General features: G+C 64.7%; 11 protein-coding genes. 3 read left to right on the top strand and 8 right to left on the bottom strand.

The window, feature by feature from the left end; genetic code table 11:
* Positions 1–24: 24 nt before the first annotated feature.
* The 8 genes from HMPREF1316_RS11565 to HMPREF1316_RS11535 form a co-directional block, all read right to left on the bottom strand.
* Positions 25–1,551, bottom strand: coding sequence for a family 43 glycosylhydrolase (locus HMPREF1316_RS11565; protein ID WP_084620979.1), 1,527 nt, complete (start codon positions 1,549–1,551; stop codon positions 25–27).
* Entirely contained in the window at positions 1,548–2,450 is a 903-nt protein-coding gene (locus HMPREF1316_RS13435; RefSeq protein ID WP_021727224.1) for an alpha/beta hydrolase fold domain-containing protein, read from the bottom strand. The genes HMPREF1316_RS11565 and HMPREF1316_RS13435 overlap by 4 nt, the downstream gene beginning before the upstream one ends.
* A 2-nt stretch (positions 2,451–2,452) precedes the next feature.
* Entirely contained in the window at positions 2,453–4,813 is a 2,361-nt protein-coding gene (locus HMPREF1316_RS11555) for a glycoside hydrolase family 3 C-terminal domain-containing protein (RefSeq protein WP_021727286.1), read from the bottom strand.
* 3 nt (positions 4,814–4,816) lie between these two features.
* Entirely contained in the window at positions 4,817–7,489 is a 2,673-nt protein-coding gene (locus HMPREF1316_RS11550) for a family 78 glycoside hydrolase catalytic domain (RefSeq protein ID WP_021727193.1), read from the bottom strand.
* Positions 7,490–7,491: 2 nt separating this feature from the next.
* Positions 7,492–7,644 (bottom strand): hypothetical protein, encoded by a 153-nt coding sequence (locus HMPREF1316_RS14195; RefSeq protein ID WP_021727283.1) that lies wholly within the window; start codon positions 7,642–7,644, stop codon positions 7,492–7,494.
* Positions 7,637–8,941 carry an MFS transporter gene (locus tag HMPREF1316_RS11545; protein ID WP_232204532.1) on the bottom strand — a complete coding sequence of 435 codons (1,305 nt, stop codon included), beginning with the start codon at positions 8,939–8,941 and terminating at the stop codon, positions 7,637–7,639. Before HMPREF1316_RS11545 ends, HMPREF1316_RS14195 begins: the two co-directional genes overlap by 8 nt.
* Before the next feature lie 203 nt (positions 8,942–9,144).
* Positions 9,145–10,680, bottom strand: coding sequence for an NAD-dependent epimerase/dehydratase family protein (locus tag HMPREF1316_RS11540; RefSeq protein ID WP_021727229.1), 1,536 nt, complete (start codon positions 10,678–10,680; stop codon positions 9,145–9,147).
* A 2-nt stretch (positions 10,681–10,682) separates the two neighbouring features.
* Entirely contained in the window at positions 10,683–11,696 is a 1,014-nt protein-coding gene (locus HMPREF1316_RS11535) for an NAD-dependent epimerase/dehydratase family protein (RefSeq protein ID WP_021727233.1), read from the bottom strand.
* 144 nt (positions 11,697–11,840) lie between these two features.
* Here HMPREF1316_RS11535 and HMPREF1316_RS13430 point away from each other — a divergent pair, with 144 nt between their 5' ends.
* The 3 genes from HMPREF1316_RS13430 to HMPREF1316_RS11520 all read left to right on the top strand — a co-directional run bounded on the left by HMPREF1316_RS13430 (position 11,841) and on the right by HMPREF1316_RS11520 (position 15,114).
* Complete coding sequence (locus HMPREF1316_RS13430; RefSeq protein ID WP_021727290.1) at positions 11,841–13,028, top strand: helix-turn-helix domain-containing protein; 1,188 nt, start codon at positions 11,841–11,843, stop codon at positions 13,026–13,028.
* A gap of 357 nt (positions 13,029–13,385) precedes the next feature.
* Positions 13,386–13,919, top strand: a complete 534-nt coding sequence (locus HMPREF1316_RS11525; protein WP_040652446.1) for a hypothetical protein — start codon at positions 13,386–13,388, stop codon at positions 13,917–13,919.
* Positions 13,912–15,114, top strand: a complete 1,203-nt coding sequence (locus tag HMPREF1316_RS11520) for an MFS transporter (protein ID WP_021727189.1) — start codon at positions 13,912–13,914, stop codon at positions 15,112–15,114. The genes HMPREF1316_RS11525 and HMPREF1316_RS11520 overlap by 8 nt, the downstream gene beginning before the upstream one ends.

Here is a 15,114-nt window from a genome sequence, read left to right as displayed (position 1 = left end):
CCGCGCACAAAGAGCCTTGGCTGCCTAGGCCAGCTCCAACGTCAGCAGGTCCAGGCGCCCGTCATGACATGCAAGCTCGATCGATGCATGCACGCTGAGACCATGCACGTCCACACGGGCGCCCTGCCACTCGCTGGTGTCTAGTTGGAGCCTGCCCACCATTGTGCCATCCATCCGAACCTCCAGCGATCCGCTGCCGCGCCCCACGACTCCGACGCCACGGGTTCTCGTCAGGTCGAAGTAGCGGTAGAGCGCATAGCAGCCACCAGACATTCCTCCCACGAAACGCACCGCATCTGACCCCTCGCCCTCGTGGGTCACCATGGGGATGCCTTGCACTGCCCGGTTGCCCGTATGCGGCATGTGCCCGTTCGTGAGGTGGCAGCAGATGGTGGCGGGATAGCTGCCCCGCCCGCGCAGGTCGCCTTCGCTAAGTCCGCACGAGGTCAGCGGTACCTGCTCAATCGAGCCGTCTGCCTGTGGAAAGATCTTCTCGGCACACATCTGGCGAGACCAATCGGTGCCGTGCGTCAGCCGATGGTAGAACACATACCACTGGTCGCCGATGCACTCGATGGAGCCGTGCGTGGTGCCCGTGGCATTGGCGCGGTCGCACTCGTCGCGGCCGTCCACGCCCACGTCGCCGTTGCTCACCAGCACTCCACCATACGTGAAGCCCCCGTCGGGGCGGTCGCTTGTGGCGTAGCACAGCTCGTGGTTGTTCACCGAGGAGTATACGAACACGTAGCGCTCCCCCACCTTCCGTATGCTGGACGCCTCGAAGAACCCGTGGCCCACCATGCCGTGCCCCGCAGACAGCGCCGGAATGGCGAAATGGCTGGCGAACGGCGTGTGTCTGGTGTCTGTGGGTAGCACCCGGACGGGCTGCGTGGCCACCGTCAGCATGTCATCCTGCAGCGTGCAGGTGACGGGCCCCATGACGCCACCAGGTTGCGCGGCTATCTGCTGTGGCGTCTTGCCAAACATGCCCGCCTCCACGCGACGGAAGATCGGGCGCAGCACGACAGGCATCTGGTCGAATGGCCACCACGTGCCGTAGTACAGGCGGATGGTGCCGCCGTCGTTCATGACCGCCGGGTCGAAGGGCACGAAGCGCCGCAGGGGCGAGCCATCCTCGTTTCGAACGAACCCCAGGTAGTCATAATTGCCGTCGGGCTCATCGCACACTGCCACGCTGATTGGCCCCTGATAGCCGGCCAGACGGTAGTACAGGTAGAAACGGCCGTCGTTGCCACGCACTACGTCAGGGGCATAGGCGTAGCGACGCCGAGGGCTCCACAGCGGGTCCTGCCGCGGATTGTAGCTGACGCCCCTGCTAGTCCAAGCCGAGAGGTCATCTACCGGTGCCGAGAAGAACTCGTAGTCGCCCATGCAGAACTCATTTCCGCCCTCGACGTCGTGGCTGCCAAAGAGATAGGCGCGCCCGCCAAAGACGTGCACCTCGCCGTCGGCCACGTAGACGTCCTGCGGCAGGAAGGGGTTCACCGCCTGGCCCCGCAGCCCGTCGAACTCACGCAAGCCAGTACTCATCGGCCGCCGCCGTCCATGAACGCGAACGCCGCAGCCAGCGCCGCACGTGCCTCGGGCATGCGGGTGAAAACCTGGAGCGCGTGGCAACACCCGTGCTGGATGTCGATTGCGCAGGGGTGCCCCGCGTCGCAAAGTCGCTGGTGCAGCTCGCGCGAGTCATCCAGCAGAGCCTCGGTGTCTGACGCGCTGAGAAACACCGGCGGCAAGCCCGCATAGTCACCGTACAGGGGCGAGACGATGGGGTCGCGCAGGAATGCCCGGTCGTCTCGGTGCTTCCCGTAGACCAGACGCAGCTGCCCCTGCTCGACAGCGTGCCGCAGCATGTAGTCGGTATCCGCGTTTGCCCTGTGCGAGGCAAGCACCTCAGCCTGCGTCACCGAGGCAGAGAGCGCAACGATGCCCTTGGGCTGTGCCATTCCCCGCTGCTTGAGCAACAACGCCAACGACAGCGCCAACGTGCCACCGGCGCTCTCGCCTGCCAGGATAACCTCGCTGGGATCGACCCCTAGGGTGAGAAGGCCCTGCCACGCCGCAAACGCGTCGTCCATCTGTGACGACCACAGATGCTCTGGTGCCAGCCGATAATTGCAGCTCACGCAGTTGTAGCCAAGGCGGTCGGCGATGTATTGGCATATCTCGCGACGTTCGCGTGCGGACCCCACGGTAAAGCCACCACCATGGATGTAGAGCACCCAACCGTGGTGATTGCCGGGCTTCGTGACACGCTCCCCACCCAGTCCGTTAAGGTCAATCTGCTCGACCACCACGCCCCTGGGAGGACGAGGCGGCTTGCGGTCGTTGCGTTGCCTCTCGGCCACGTAATCGTGGGACTGGCCGGGCTCATCCTGCGGCATCAGCCGGAAGACCACGTTCATCAGGTGTGCAAACGCGCTGGTCATGGCTAGCCCCTTCTGTGCCAGGGCGCGTGGCCGTTGGCCAGGTTCAGGAGCGCGTTTGCCAGCCACACGGGCATGGCACCACCCGAGCAGTTCACCAGGCCAAACAGCGCACATCCCGCGCTGGACATGATTGACATGCGGCACTGCGGGTCGGTCTTGTCCTCATAGTCGCGCTCGATGGCGCCCTTGATCTGGTCGGCGAAGAAGCGGCAGGCACCGGAGGTCTCGGCCATCTCGAGCAGGGAGTCCGTCTCGTCATAGCTGCCCTTGGTGTGGCGTGCCTCGGGGGGAACGGCGTGCCCGAGCAGAGCCTCGAAGTCTGCCTGGGTGGGCTTTCCCTTGGGCGCCTGGTACCACGTGCCGGCAAGCGCATCGGGAGCAGTGGCCCCGGCACCTGTCACCTCCAGCGTGCCCGAAAGCCGCACGTCCTCAACTGAGGAACCAACAAACACCTGGTAAATGCCACTGGAGATCTTCCAGCCACCATCCCAGGCGGAGAGGGACCTCTCGTCCAGCGCCACGCTCGCACGCTGCGTCTCACCCGGCGCAAGCGGCACGCGTGCAAAGCCCGCGAGCTGGACGCGCGGCCGGGGCACCCCATCCGCAGGCGCGTAAACGTAGACCTGGGCCACCTCCGCGCCAGCACGCTTCCCGGTGTTCGTGACCGCAAAGCTCGCCGTGCGGCTAGCGGCATCCACCTCAAGGTCACCGTACGAGAAGCTCGTGTATGAGAGCCCGTGCCCAAAGCAGTGCGCAACGGGGACGCCTGCGGTCTGGTAGTAGCGGTACCCCACAAACACGCCCTCGCGGTACTGCGACTGACGATGCGGGTTGCCCCACCACCCCATGCACGGAGCGTCTCCCGCACACAGCGGCCAGGTCTCGGGCAGCTTGCCGGATGGGTTCACCGTGCCCTCGAGCACGTCGACCGTCGCCTCGGCACCCGCCTCGCCGCCAAGACCTGCGTACAGCACCGCGGCAACGTCCTTCTCCCAGGGCATCCCGACAGGGCTTCCGCACTGCAGCACCACCACGGTGCGCGGGTTGACGGCGGCCACGGCGGCCACGAGCCGGTCCATCCCCTCGGGCAGGCGCATGTCATCTCGGTCGTAGCCCTCGGACTCGATGGTCTCGGGCAGTCCCACCACCACAACGCCCACGTCCGCCTCACCGGCCGTGCGCACGGCCTCCTCTACCAGCTCATCCGTCGTCTCCCCGGTGCGGGCGTCATAGCCTGCGGCGTACGCCCAGCCAGGACGCAGCTCGCGCACGCTTGAAACATGCCGTGCGTTGATGTGGCTGGAGCCTCCACCCTGATAGCGGGGCTTCTCAACCAGCTGCCCTACAAGCGCCACGCTCGCGCCCGCCGCAAGCGGGAGCACGCCATCGTTGGCGAGAAGCACGTGCCCCTCGGCGGCAGCACGACGCGCAACCGCACGGTTGTCGGCAACGTCCACGGCAGGCGCTCCCTCCGCGTCGTTCGCATGCGCGATCGCCAGCGCGGCCAGACGCCTGGCAGACTCGAGCGCGCGCTCGCGGCGCAGCCTACCCGAGGCCAGCGCAGCAGACGCCTGTCCCTGCAGGTGCCTGCCACCGCCGGGCATGGCCAGGTCGCAGCCGGCCTCGTAGGCGTCAGCGCGATCGTGCATGCCACCCCAGTCGGTCACCACGGCGCCATCAAAGCCCCACTCGTCACGCAAGATGTCGCGCAGAAGGTGGCTGTTGTCGCTGCAGTAGATGCCGTTGAGCATCACGTAGACGCTCATGACCATCTGGGGCTCGGCCTCGCGGACCACCATCTCAAAGGCACGCAGGTAGATCTCGCGCAGCGTCCGCTCGTCCACGATGCAGTCGTTGGAGAAGCGCTTGTACTCCTGGTTGTTCACGGCAAAGTGCTTGATGCACGAGCCCGCGCCCGTGGACTGGACGCCCTGCACGTAGCGCGTGGCCAGGGTGCCCGTCAAAAGCGGGTCCTCGCTGAAGTACTCGAAGTTGCGGCCGCAGAGCGGGCTTCTCTTGATGTTGAGCCCCGGCCCCAGGACAACGCCCACGCCAAGCGCACGAGCCTCGGCCCCTATGGCGCGCCCCACCTGCCCGGCAACGTCTGCGTCCCAGGTGGCGGCAAGCGTCGCCAGCGCGGGGAAGCAGGTTGCCGGCTCCGAGACGGTCATGCCCTTGGCGTCGGTGCCGGGCTTTTGGTAGCGAAGCCCGCTGGGGCCGTCGCTCACCGTGAGGGCTGGCACCCCCGCCTCGAGGTACGCCTTCGTGCGCCAGAAGTCCGCGCCCACGCCGAGGTCCACGAGCTGCTCTTCGCTCAGTGCGCCCACGGCCTTCTCGGCAGCCCTGGTGTACTTGGAATCCATCTTCTAGCCCTCCCTTGCCGCACGCGCGACGCACTCGAACTCGTGAACACCGGCACCCACCTCGCGGGTGGACCCGTCCGGCAATACCACCGTAGCCGCACAGTTGGCAGGCACCTCCACGGCGAACCTCCAGCCGTCCTCCACACGCTGCCAGCCACAGCCGACAAACCCGCAGGGACTCTCGTAGCCTGCCTTTGCGTACGCGAAGCGGCCTCCCGGACGCGGTGCCACCGTGACGTGCCGCTCGCCGTCGGGCGCGATGCCGCACATCACGCGGAAGAGCCACGCGCACACGGCACCCTTGGAGTAGTGGTTGAGCGAGGCGATGCCTCCCTGGGCCTGTGTGCCCTCCCACGACTCCCACACCGTGGTGGCACCCATCTTGGGCATGAAGAGCCAGCCTGGCATCTCCTCGTTCTCCAGCAGGCGGTAGGCGGCATCCAGGTCGTACTTGGCAAGCACGTCCAGGATGAGCGGCGTGGAGAGGAAGCCCGTGCCCAGACGCCACCCGTAGCTCTCGCATGCCTTCACCAGGCGCTTGCGCGCATATGCGGTCTGCTGGGGGTCCAGGAGGCCAAAGGCCAGAGGCCGCACCAGACGCGCCTGCCTGTCCGTGTCGAGCGAGAACTCGGGCAGCCGTGAGAGCTCTTGGTAGGCGAGCCTGCAGCCCTCGGAATACTGGCGATACCTGGCCTCGTCCTCCTCATGCCCAAGCTCGCGGGCAATCTGGGCCATGCATCCCAGCACGTAGTCCGTGTAGGCGGTTGCCACCTCGGGGTGCGGCGCCACGGTGTCCTTCCAGTCCATCTTGTGGACGTCTGCGGGCTCGGCCCACTCCCCATAGCACTGACCCATGTTGACCAGGTACTTCTTTGCCTCGCCATGGATGCCAACGCGTTTGGAGAAGGGGCCGCGCCGCCCGCAGCGACGGATCATGAACTCCGCGTAGCGGCGCATCCCGTCGTAGAGCTCCGCCAGCACCGAGGCATCGCCGTAATGCCTCCAGTAGCGGTACGGGATGAGGATCCCGGCATCCGCCCATCCCACCGAGCCGTCAAGGAAGCGCATGTAGGAGTCGACGCCGCCCGCAGGTGCCACCTGAGGGAGCCTGCCATCCCTCTTCTGCCAGTCGAAGAGGTCATGCAGCCACTTGCGCTCGAACGAGCGGCAGTCGAAGAGGTACGAGAGGGTCTCGAAGAAGATCTGCGCGTCGCCCGACCAGCCGTGGCGCTCGCGCGTGGGGCAGTCTGTGGGCACGTCGAGCGAGTTGCCCTTCGTGGACCACACGGTGCTCTCGAAGAAGCGGTTCAAGAGCTCGTTGGAGCACTCGAAGCTCCCGGTCTGGCGCATGTCGGAGTAGAGCGCAATGGCCGTGAGCGAGCCTTCTCCCAGCTGCACGTTCGTCTCGACCTCCACGTAGCGAAAGCCGAAGACGCAGAACGTGGTGCGGTAGTGGTTGTGCCCCTCACGGCACACATACTCCACCTGCTGGAGCGGCGTGGCAAAGCCCTCACGCGAGCACTGGATGTTCTTGAGCGTGAGGTTGCCGTCAGCGTCCAGCATCTCCCCACAGCGCAGGAGCACGTGCTGGCTCTCGTGGGCGTCAAAGTCCAGCTCTACCCAGCCGGCGATGTTCTGCCCCAGGTCAAAGAGCAGCCTGCCGTTGGGCGCCAGGGCGGGCGCAGGCGAGAAGCGCTCGTGCATCGTGATCGGCACGTTGTTCGAGGCCGTGGGGGCAACGTCATGACGAGCGTCGCGGGCATGCCCGGCGTAGCTGGGGGCGCGCGTGGCGTCGACCATCTCGCCGTCCTTGTTGTCGGCAAAGAGGATGGGGCCGTCACCTGACCACTGCCAGTCCGTATCTGTGGCAACACAATCAACGTGGCCGTCGGCATACGTCACCTCGAGCTGCGCCAGAAGCTTCGTCTGGGTGCCATACTGGTTGAGAAGTCCCCACGCGCCGCAGGACCCGCGATACCAGCCATCGGCAAGCTGGACCGTGAGCTCGTGCGCACCAGTCGCCAGCGCGGCAGTGACGTCGTAGGTCTGGTACTGGACGCGCTTGCGATAGTCCGTGTGGCCCGGAGCCATGCAGAGGTCCCCGACCTTCTCGCCGTCAATGCGTGCCTCGTAGAGGCCGCAGGCGGTGATGTAGAGACGTGCCCGCACCGGAGCCTTGCCCACGACGAACGCGCGGCAGAAGCAGTCCACGGGGTAGCGGCCCTCGAGGATGGGCTCGGTCACCACCTGGTCGGGGCTCGCGGGGCGCATGGCGGCGACCATCTGCCTGAAGTTGCCCAACGCACCTGCGCGTGGGGTGGGAACGTCGTAGTTGCCGCTGATCCAACGGGCGCACCAGTCATCTGCCGAGAGAAGCCCCTCCTCGATGCTTGCAAACTCGGACCAGGGACCGCAGGCGTCACCGTCGTCCCAGAGGCGCACGCGCCACGTGACGCGCTCGCGGCTGGCAAGGGCGGCACCGGGCCAGGCGATGCGCATGGAGGCGCTTGCGACCTTGCCCGTGTCCCAGAGCGTGGCACCCGCACCATCCTTGCATTCCACCTGGTAGGCGCTCTGGGAAAGACCGTCCTCGTCAATCCAGGCAAGCTCGGGGCACCTGACGTCTATGCCCAGGGGATTCGTGAGGCACGCTACGGTGAGGTTTGTGGCTCGCATGGCTAGCCCCCCTTGGCGGTGACGGCTGGCGCATCGGCCGCGCCAGAGGTCTCGTGACGCGCCTTGATCTCTTCCTGTTCCTGCTTGATGGTCTTCTCGACGTTCAGGCGGGAGAGCAGCACCACGATCACGATGGACGTGATGATGTCAAGCACCAGGAAAGAAGAAGACGAAGACGGCCTTGGTGACGTCGCTTTGCTGCGCGGCAACGGTGACGCCGTCCACGACGGAGGGCGGCACGTAGCCCGTGACGCCAAGCATGAGGTTGAAGACGCCGTTGGCAACGCCCACGCACACGGTCTGGATGATGGAGTAGGTGGCGCTGGAAAGACCGTCGCAGCGGAAGCCAAAGCGCCACTCGCAGTGATCAAGCACGTCGGCAAAGAGGGCCATGAAGACGTAGGAGGCCGGCAGGCACCCCACGTTCTTGATGAACTGGCCCACGAGGACCACGGGCATACTCGTGGGGAAGAGCGCGCAGACGGACGAGCCCACGGCCATGACCACAAAGCCCCAGAGCGTGGAGTTGCGCAGGCCGACGCGCTTGGCGACGGGCCACACGGCAAAGATGCCCAGGCCCATGGGGACGCCGCCGATCACGTTGATGAGCGTCAGGGTGATGCCGTCGTTGTAGGAGCCCAGCACATAGTTGCAAAAGTAGAGCAGCGACAGGTTCTTGAAGTTAAGGGAGAGCGTGTAGATGAGGAGGTAGAGCATCAGGATGACCCAGTACCTGTCGCCCATCACGGTGCGAACCTGCTCGCGGAAGGGCACGGGCTCCTCTGCCACCTGCTCGCCCTGCTCCTCGGTCACGCGCTCACGGGTGAAGTAGTACTCCATGAGGATGAGCGGCAGTGCGACGGCGCCCAAGATCCAGCCCATCACGGCCCATGCCGCCTGGTCGGCACCGATCACCGGCAGCACGAGCATGGGGAAGAGCATCGCGATGATGATGCCCGTGGCCATGGTCTGCGCGATGTTGTTCATCACCGAGAGCGAGCCGCGCGCCTCGGAGTCGTGCGTGGAGAGCGGCACCATGAGGTTGTGCGCCATGGTGTAGAGGGAGTTGGCACACAGGTAGAAGAGGTTGTAGCTCACCACCACCCAGAGGACCTCGGCAACAAGGCCCAGGTTGGGCACCGTGAAGCAGAGGACCGTGGTCGCAAGGAAGATGGGGGCCGAGACGAGCAGGTACGGGCGGGCCTTGCCCTGGCGCGTGTGCGTGCGCTCGATGAGCTTGCCCACCCAAAGGTTCACCACGGCGTTTGCAACCTTGGAGACAATCGGGAAGATGAGGAGGAAGAGCCCTCCCCAGAGCAGCGTGAGCCCCAGCACGTCGGTGTAGAACACGTTGAGGTAGCTGGCGAGAACCGAATTCACGAGTGCCGGGCCAACGGGTCCCACCAGGTAGCCTAAGATCTTCTCGGCCGGCCGCACCTCTTCTGACCTCACCCGAGAGTCAAAGACCGGTTTGTTGGCAAATGACAGTCGCAGGCCTCCCATGGCGTGTTTCCTCCCCTTCTCTGCGCCCTTATGGGCTTTCATCTCGTTATCCGTACTGTACGGGGCGGGAGAACCAAATTCTTACGTATTTGTGTTGTAGCTATCCGTTTTGTCATGAGACAAGGGCGAGACAAGGGGAAACTCCCTTTGTCTCATTTTGGATACTCGCGCATCTCGTCCGGGGAGTGCAGGGGGTTCCACACCTGTGCGAAGAACGGGTCAACCTTCGCACGGGCACCGTAGTTCCAGCTCTTGGCCTCGCAGGCCGGGCACCAATGGCCACCTTCAAGCACGAGGCGCGGGCTGGCCTCGAACTCGTGCCCAAACGCACAACGGAAGCGCAGCTTTGCTCGCCAGTCGCCCTTCTCCATGCTGGTGGAGAGAAGCCTGCCACCGCGGAACCCCGCGGCGCCACGCATGTCCCCCAGCGAGAGCTCCTCCTCGGGCTTGGACTCGTCGTAGCCGTGGTCGATTGGGACCACGTGGTCCCAATCGGTGAACCCGGGCATGCCGCTCACCCTCTCGGGCAGCGCCTCCCAGGCGGCGCTGCTGCCCCAGTAGGCATCGATCCTGTCTTCCATCCCCGCCTGGATGAAGTGGCGCGTGCCGTGGTCGGCGTCGAGCAGCTTGTCGAACGTCGACTTCTTGATGATCGAGCCCATGAGGCGCTGCCCGCCGGGGATTCGACAGAGAAGGCGCGCAAACCCTATGGCAGTGGGCCCCATGGCCCTGAGGTACTCGTCGTGGAAGTACTGCATGGAGTCGCTGCGGAAGTGGAGGAGGCCCTCGAGCCTGTCGGAGTCGAGGTAGTACTGGCCATGGAAGTTGCGGGTGGCAACGTACCTGTTGTCGATGACCGGGTCCAGGCTCGTGAAGCCCAGCTCACCGTAGAGCTTGCGGTACATGTCGACGGTGCTCACGTGGCAGCTCTCGCCGCCGCCGATGTTGTAGACGTGGCACCAGAACGAGGGATCGAGCGTACCCTTGGCGTCATAGGAGGCAAGGTGCGCCATGGCCCGGCCGGAGTCTCGGTCCGAGCAGTACTCGAGCACGTTGAAGAGGCAGTTGTGGAACTGGATCGCGCCTCGTACCTGCACCATCGCGGGCCCTATGATGCCCGTCTGGCGAAGGCTCGCCCAGCGCGCAAGGCCAGACTCGATCACGTAGCGCTCCGCAGCCACCTTGGACACGGCGTAGTAGTCAAACATGCTGGGCTTGATCGGGTCGCCCACGCGACCCCAATGGATGGGCGGCATGCGGTCGCCGGTCTCGGCCACGGTGCCGATGTAGACGAAGGCCGTGGCGTCGTCTTGCCCCAGCTCGTGGATCGTGTCGATGAGGCGTTTGGTGCCACCGAAGTTCACGCGCATGGCGGTCTTTGGATGGTAGTCGGCCGCCGGCGAGACAAACGCCGCAATGTGGAGGACGAGGTCTGTGCCCTCAAGGCAGCGACGCAGCGCCGCGTCGTCGTCGAGGTCGCCCCACACGACCTCAAGACCGCGCGTTCCCTCGAACGGTGCCATCTCGCCACGGTTCTTCTCGGAGTCACGCACCAAGACCACGAGGTCGTAGGCATCCCCGAGCTCCGGCACCATCTGCCTGAGCGACGCCATGCCCATGCCGCCCGAGGCTCCCGTCATGAGGACGCGCGCCTTTCTCGGCGTGTCGGGCTGCCCTGCAGTTGCCATGGCTACTCCCCCTTCATCGAGATGACGTCGGCCTTGTCGTCGGCAACGTCAAGCGAGAGGCGGATGGAGTCCCCAATGGCGGCATCGATGTCGTCGTCGGTCACACCCAGGGGCACGGCTCCCAGGCTCTTGTCGATGAAGAGCTCGGAGGTCTGGATGTCTGCGAACTTCACCATGTCGAGGCCGCCGTCGATGCCACTCCTCCTCTGGTCGCGGCGCAGCTTCCAGCCGCCGATGGCGTACATCCAGGTGGGAATGGTGCGAACGGGCTTCTCGGGGCAGCCCATGTACTTGTGGACATGGCGCAGCATCTCCTCCCACGTCATGTTCCACCAGCCAATGGGATAGCAGTTGCCGCTACGGTTGCGCTCGACGGCACCGGCGATGGCCTGCCCCACCTGGCGCACCGTGACCATGGCCGTACCGCCGCGGGTCCACAGGGTGGCACCCCTCATGCTGCGGACCTGCTCGACGAGAAACACCCACACAGGCTTTCGGCCGGGCTGCGTGCCAAAGATGTAGGGCAACTCGAGCACCGCGACGTCAAAGTCGGGCCCGGCAACGTCCATGGCGGCGTTCTCCTGGTCGATGCGGCCCCTGATGTAGGGGTGCCACTTCGTGAGCTGCATCTGTGGCCACTTCTTGGCAGCGTAGGCGAAGTAGCTGCCACAGATGGCAACGTGCTTGACGCCGCACTCCTTGGCGAGTGGCAGAAGGCGCCTGATGGGATCGATGTTGAACTTCTTGTAGAGGTCGTAGATGGGGGCCGGCCCCTCCACGCGCTCGTCGACGCCGGCGGCAAAGACAAAGGCGTCGCAGCCGCGCAGGTGGGAGCGCATCTCGTCATCGCTCATCCCGAGGTAGTTGCCAAACTCGATCTTCATCTCGGGCGGAAGCGTGGCCCCCTTGGGCACGGGCGGAAGCGCCAGCGCCGTAACCTCGTGACCGCGTGCGATAAGCTCGCGCGCCGCCTCGCTTCCCAGAAGTCCCGTTCCGCCAATCATGAAAGCCTTCATGGAGCACCTTCTCCTTACTTTGCCGAGCATCATCGAACTTCACCAAGAGTAGCCATGCCCGTGCAGCAGGGATATCTTTTGTGTCATCGTTTTGTAGGTTTGTCCTCATCCAGCGGCCGCGACCACGATTGGCGGAGAAGCCCTATGGACCTCGAGGGAATCGACTACCTGGCAACGCTCATGGCGAGCATCGCCGTTGTGCCCGCGCACGTCTATCAGCGAAACTCCCTGGCCTCGGCACACATCCCCGTGAGGCTTCCCGCAGACCCGCTCGCCCTGTGGGAAGAGCAGGCTCTCGACGTCGACGGCCCCGTTGGCTACGTTCCCGTCGACGACAATCTCTACCTCGGCGTTGTCGTTGCCGGAGACGCGCGGCTTGTGCTTGGGCCCATACCCGAGGCTCCCCTCCCGAGAGCCCAGATCACCGCCATGGCGGCCCAGCTCGGCGTCTCCCCCGCCGACCTGCCGCAGTTCACGGCCGGCATGCGCTCGCTCACCACGCTGCCGACACTCACCACCGTGCAGGTGCTCTGCGCCATCGCGTTTGCCACCAGCGGCGAGAGGGTCGACATCGACCAGGTGATGGTCCACGACGACGTGCAGCGCGTGCTCGACTCGAACCTCGCCAAGGAGGAGTTCCGGGCAAACGAGTTCTCCACACACGAGAGACCAGAAAACTCCTCGCTCAAGATCGAGGAGGTCGTATGCGCCCTCGTGCGGCAGGGCCGCCCGAACGAGCTGCGCGCGTACTTCTCGCGGCTCCCATCGTTCAGGGCAGGCGTGCTCTCCTCGAACCCCCTGCGCAACGCCAAGGACACCTTCATTGCCGCCACAACGGTCATCTCTCGAGCGGCAATCTCAGGCGGAATGGATCCGTGCAAGGCGCTTGCGCTCAGCGACTCCTACATCAACCGTTGCGAGCTTGCCGGAGACACCCAACGGGTGGGCGAGCTTGGCTACCACATGGCCGTCGAGTACGCCGAGCGCGTGGGTCGCCTGCGCCTGGGCGAGAACCCCTCCGAGCTCGTGCTTGGCGCCACAAACTACGTTCGTGCGCACATCTTCGAGCCCATCCGCACCGAGGACGTGGCCAAGGCGCTCTTTGTGAGCCGTGGGTTTCTCTCCACGCGCTTTAAGCAGGAAACGGGCATGGGGCTTGCAGACTACATACGGCACGAGAAGGTCGAAGAGGCAAAGTCGCTGCTCGCAAACACCGACCAATCGCTGCTCGACATCAGCACCTATTTGGGGTTCTGCTCCCAGAGCCACTTCAGCGAGGTGTTTCGACGCGAGACCGGCATGACCCCTCGTGCGTGGCGGTCGCACGGATAGGCAACGGATGTGCAGCACTCTTCGGGGCTGCGTCGGGAGTCCTGGGCCGCGACTGGCACGGGAGGATCCATGCGTGGCATGGAGCAGAGTTCCCTGCGCAGGTGGGCGACGCGCGCCGAGGCCCGCAACGCCGCCATCGACTGCATCGAGCGCCTCCACGACCGCAACCGCCCGCACACGACGATCGGCTAACAGGTGCCCGCGCAGGCGATGGACGCCCCCTTCGAAGGGACCAGGCCGGCTGTGGAGAACGCAGTGCCAAATCCGGCTTTCGTGGGGAAGGTGGCTGCTGAGCGATGGCTCAACTTTTTGTGTCCGAAATCTTGACACAGCTCAGCACACGTGGGACTGTCATACATGAGCCTTGAGCCTAAGACTGACGTTGCGGGAGCCAGCAATATCATCGATTATCGTTTGGTGAAGGAGAGTCCGATATATAAGGACCTTATCGCGGCGGGTATCGATGTGGCAGTGATGGGACCTCATCACTTCAATCACCTTTTTACTGCTGTAAATCAAAATTACGATATATGTGATTTACTACCTAAGGCTGACAAGTACTTCGATTTAATCAGTGAGTACAAGTTCACTTTCTTTTGCATGCCCCAAAGAAGCTCTCTTACCACTCAAGAAATCATTGAGCGGCATTGTTCCGACTGCGCCTCACCTGCAGAGAGTTCTCTGCAGTCTAATACAATAGATGCCTTATCAGCATCTATTGTGAAGTTTGAAATCGATCGTCACAGGTCCCACGACAATGGAGCGCCCTGTATATTTCATTACGATTTTCCTGTGCAGCAGGCCTATCGTGACTTCCTGAACACGATGGGAATAGACTTGGTGCTCTACAACGCTCGCCCCGTAGCGGTACGCATGATGAGCCATGAGTAGCCCTGGCAGGCCCGAGCTCCATAAAATAGTCGCCTTCTGCCTGGTGTCCAGCATGTGCCTCACGAGGGGGATCTATCTGGTCTACCTGGCAAGGGTGGGGCTCTCGTTTACCGAGGTCGCCGTGTACCAGGCCACATTCTCGGCCTCCACCGCCATTCTGGAGGTGCCGACGGGACTCGCGGGCGACTGGCTCGGCAAGAGGAGGGCGCTGCGCCTGGGGTCGCTCCTGCTCGCGTCCCACGCGCTCATGATGCTCGCGGTGCCCGTCGTTCCCTACGTCGCCGCGGCCGTCGTCGAGGCTACTGCCTACGCGTTCATTTCGGGATCCGATAGGGCCCTCCTGTACGAGGCCATGCAGGGTTCCGGAAGCGAGGGGAGGTACCTCCAGGTTTCGTCTCGTCTCATGGCGGCGGAGTCGCTCGTCTCGGGCGCCTCAATCGCGGCCGGTTCCCTGCTCACGGAGATCTCCTGGTCCCTCCCCTTCGTGCTGTCGGCAGCAGCCTGCGTGGCGCAGCTGGTGATCGCCGCGTCGATCCAACAGCACGACCCGCTCGCGCTCGAGCGGGTCGGGGGCGGAGAGGGCTGGACACTCGCCAGCCGGCTGAGGGGCGCGCTCGCCCCGATCGCCTCCTCCGCCGGCTTCGTCATCGTCATGTTCGGGCTGCTCGACGGGGTTTACGGGGGCTTCTACTCCCTCAACCAGCTGCTGTTCGATGGCCTGGGAATCGCGACCCCCGCCATCGGCGGGTTCTTCTCGGCGTCATACCTCGTCAACTCTGTGTCATACCTCGCTGCGGAGCGGCTCGCGGCGAAGGTCGGGAGGGGCCGCCTCCTCAGGGTCCTCGTTACCCTTGAGCTCGCCCTGCTCGCCCTGGCCCTGTGTCTGCACCGCCACCCGCTGCCCTTCGTCGCCGCAGCCTTCGTGGCGTGCGCCCTGCCGGAGATGATCTACGTGCTGGCGGAGTCCGACGTACAGGAGAGGGCCCCGGCCGAATACCGAAGCACCTCCCTGTCCCTCATGTCCCTCATGAACTCCCTTGCGTCCTCCCTGCTGTTCGTCGGGGCGGGACTCCTGCTGGACGGTGCCGGAGCGGGTGCGACCCTCGCGCTCGTCGTCGCGTGCGCCGCGGGAGTCACGGGAGCCTACCTCTTTTCCATACGGAGGTCTTACCATGTCATGGGTGACATCCGATGA

Source organism: Olsenella profusa F0195 (assembly GCF_000468755.1).
Classification (GTDB): Bacteria; Actinomycetota; Coriobacteriia; order Coriobacteriales; family Atopobiaceae; genus Olsenella_F; species Olsenella_F profusa.
The sequence above is the reverse complement of the archived record's forward strand: the minus strand, read 5'-3'. Positions and strand labels throughout refer to the sequence as shown.

Coding starts and splice junctions, on each gene's coding strand:
- HMPREF1316_RS11565 (WP_084620979.1), bottom strand. CDS start 1,551: ATGAGTACTGGCTTGCGTGAGTTCGACGGGCTGCGGGGCCAGGCGGTG.
- HMPREF1316_RS13435 (WP_021727224.1), bottom strand. CDS start 2,450: ATGACCAGCGCGTTTGCACACCTGATGAACGTGGTCTTCCGGCTGATG.
- HMPREF1316_RS11555 (WP_021727286.1), bottom strand. CDS start 4,813: ATGGATTCCAAGTACACCAGGGCTGCCGAGAAGGCCGTGGGCGCACTG.
- HMPREF1316_RS11550 (WP_021727193.1), bottom strand. CDS start 7,489: ATGCGAGCCACAAACCTCACCGTAGCGTGCCTCACGAATCCCCTGGGC.
- HMPREF1316_RS11540 (WP_021727229.1), bottom strand. CDS start 10,680: ATGGCAACTGCAGGGCAGCCCGACACGCCGAGAAAGGCGCGCGTCCTC.
- HMPREF1316_RS11535 (WP_021727233.1), bottom strand. CDS start 11,696: ATGAAGGCTTTCATGATTGGCGGAACGGGACTTCTGGGAAGCGAGGCG.
- HMPREF1316_RS13430 (WP_021727290.1), top strand. CDS start 11,841: ATGGACCTCGAGGGAATCGACTACCTGGCAACGCTCATGGCGAGCATC.
- HMPREF1316_RS11525 (WP_040652446.1), top strand. CDS start 13,386: ATGAGCCTTGAGCCTAAGACTGACGTTGCGGGAGCCAGCAATATCATC.
- HMPREF1316_RS11520 (WP_021727189.1), top strand. CDS start 13,912: ATGAGTAGCCCTGGCAGGCCCGAGCTCCATAAAATAGTCGCCTTCTGC.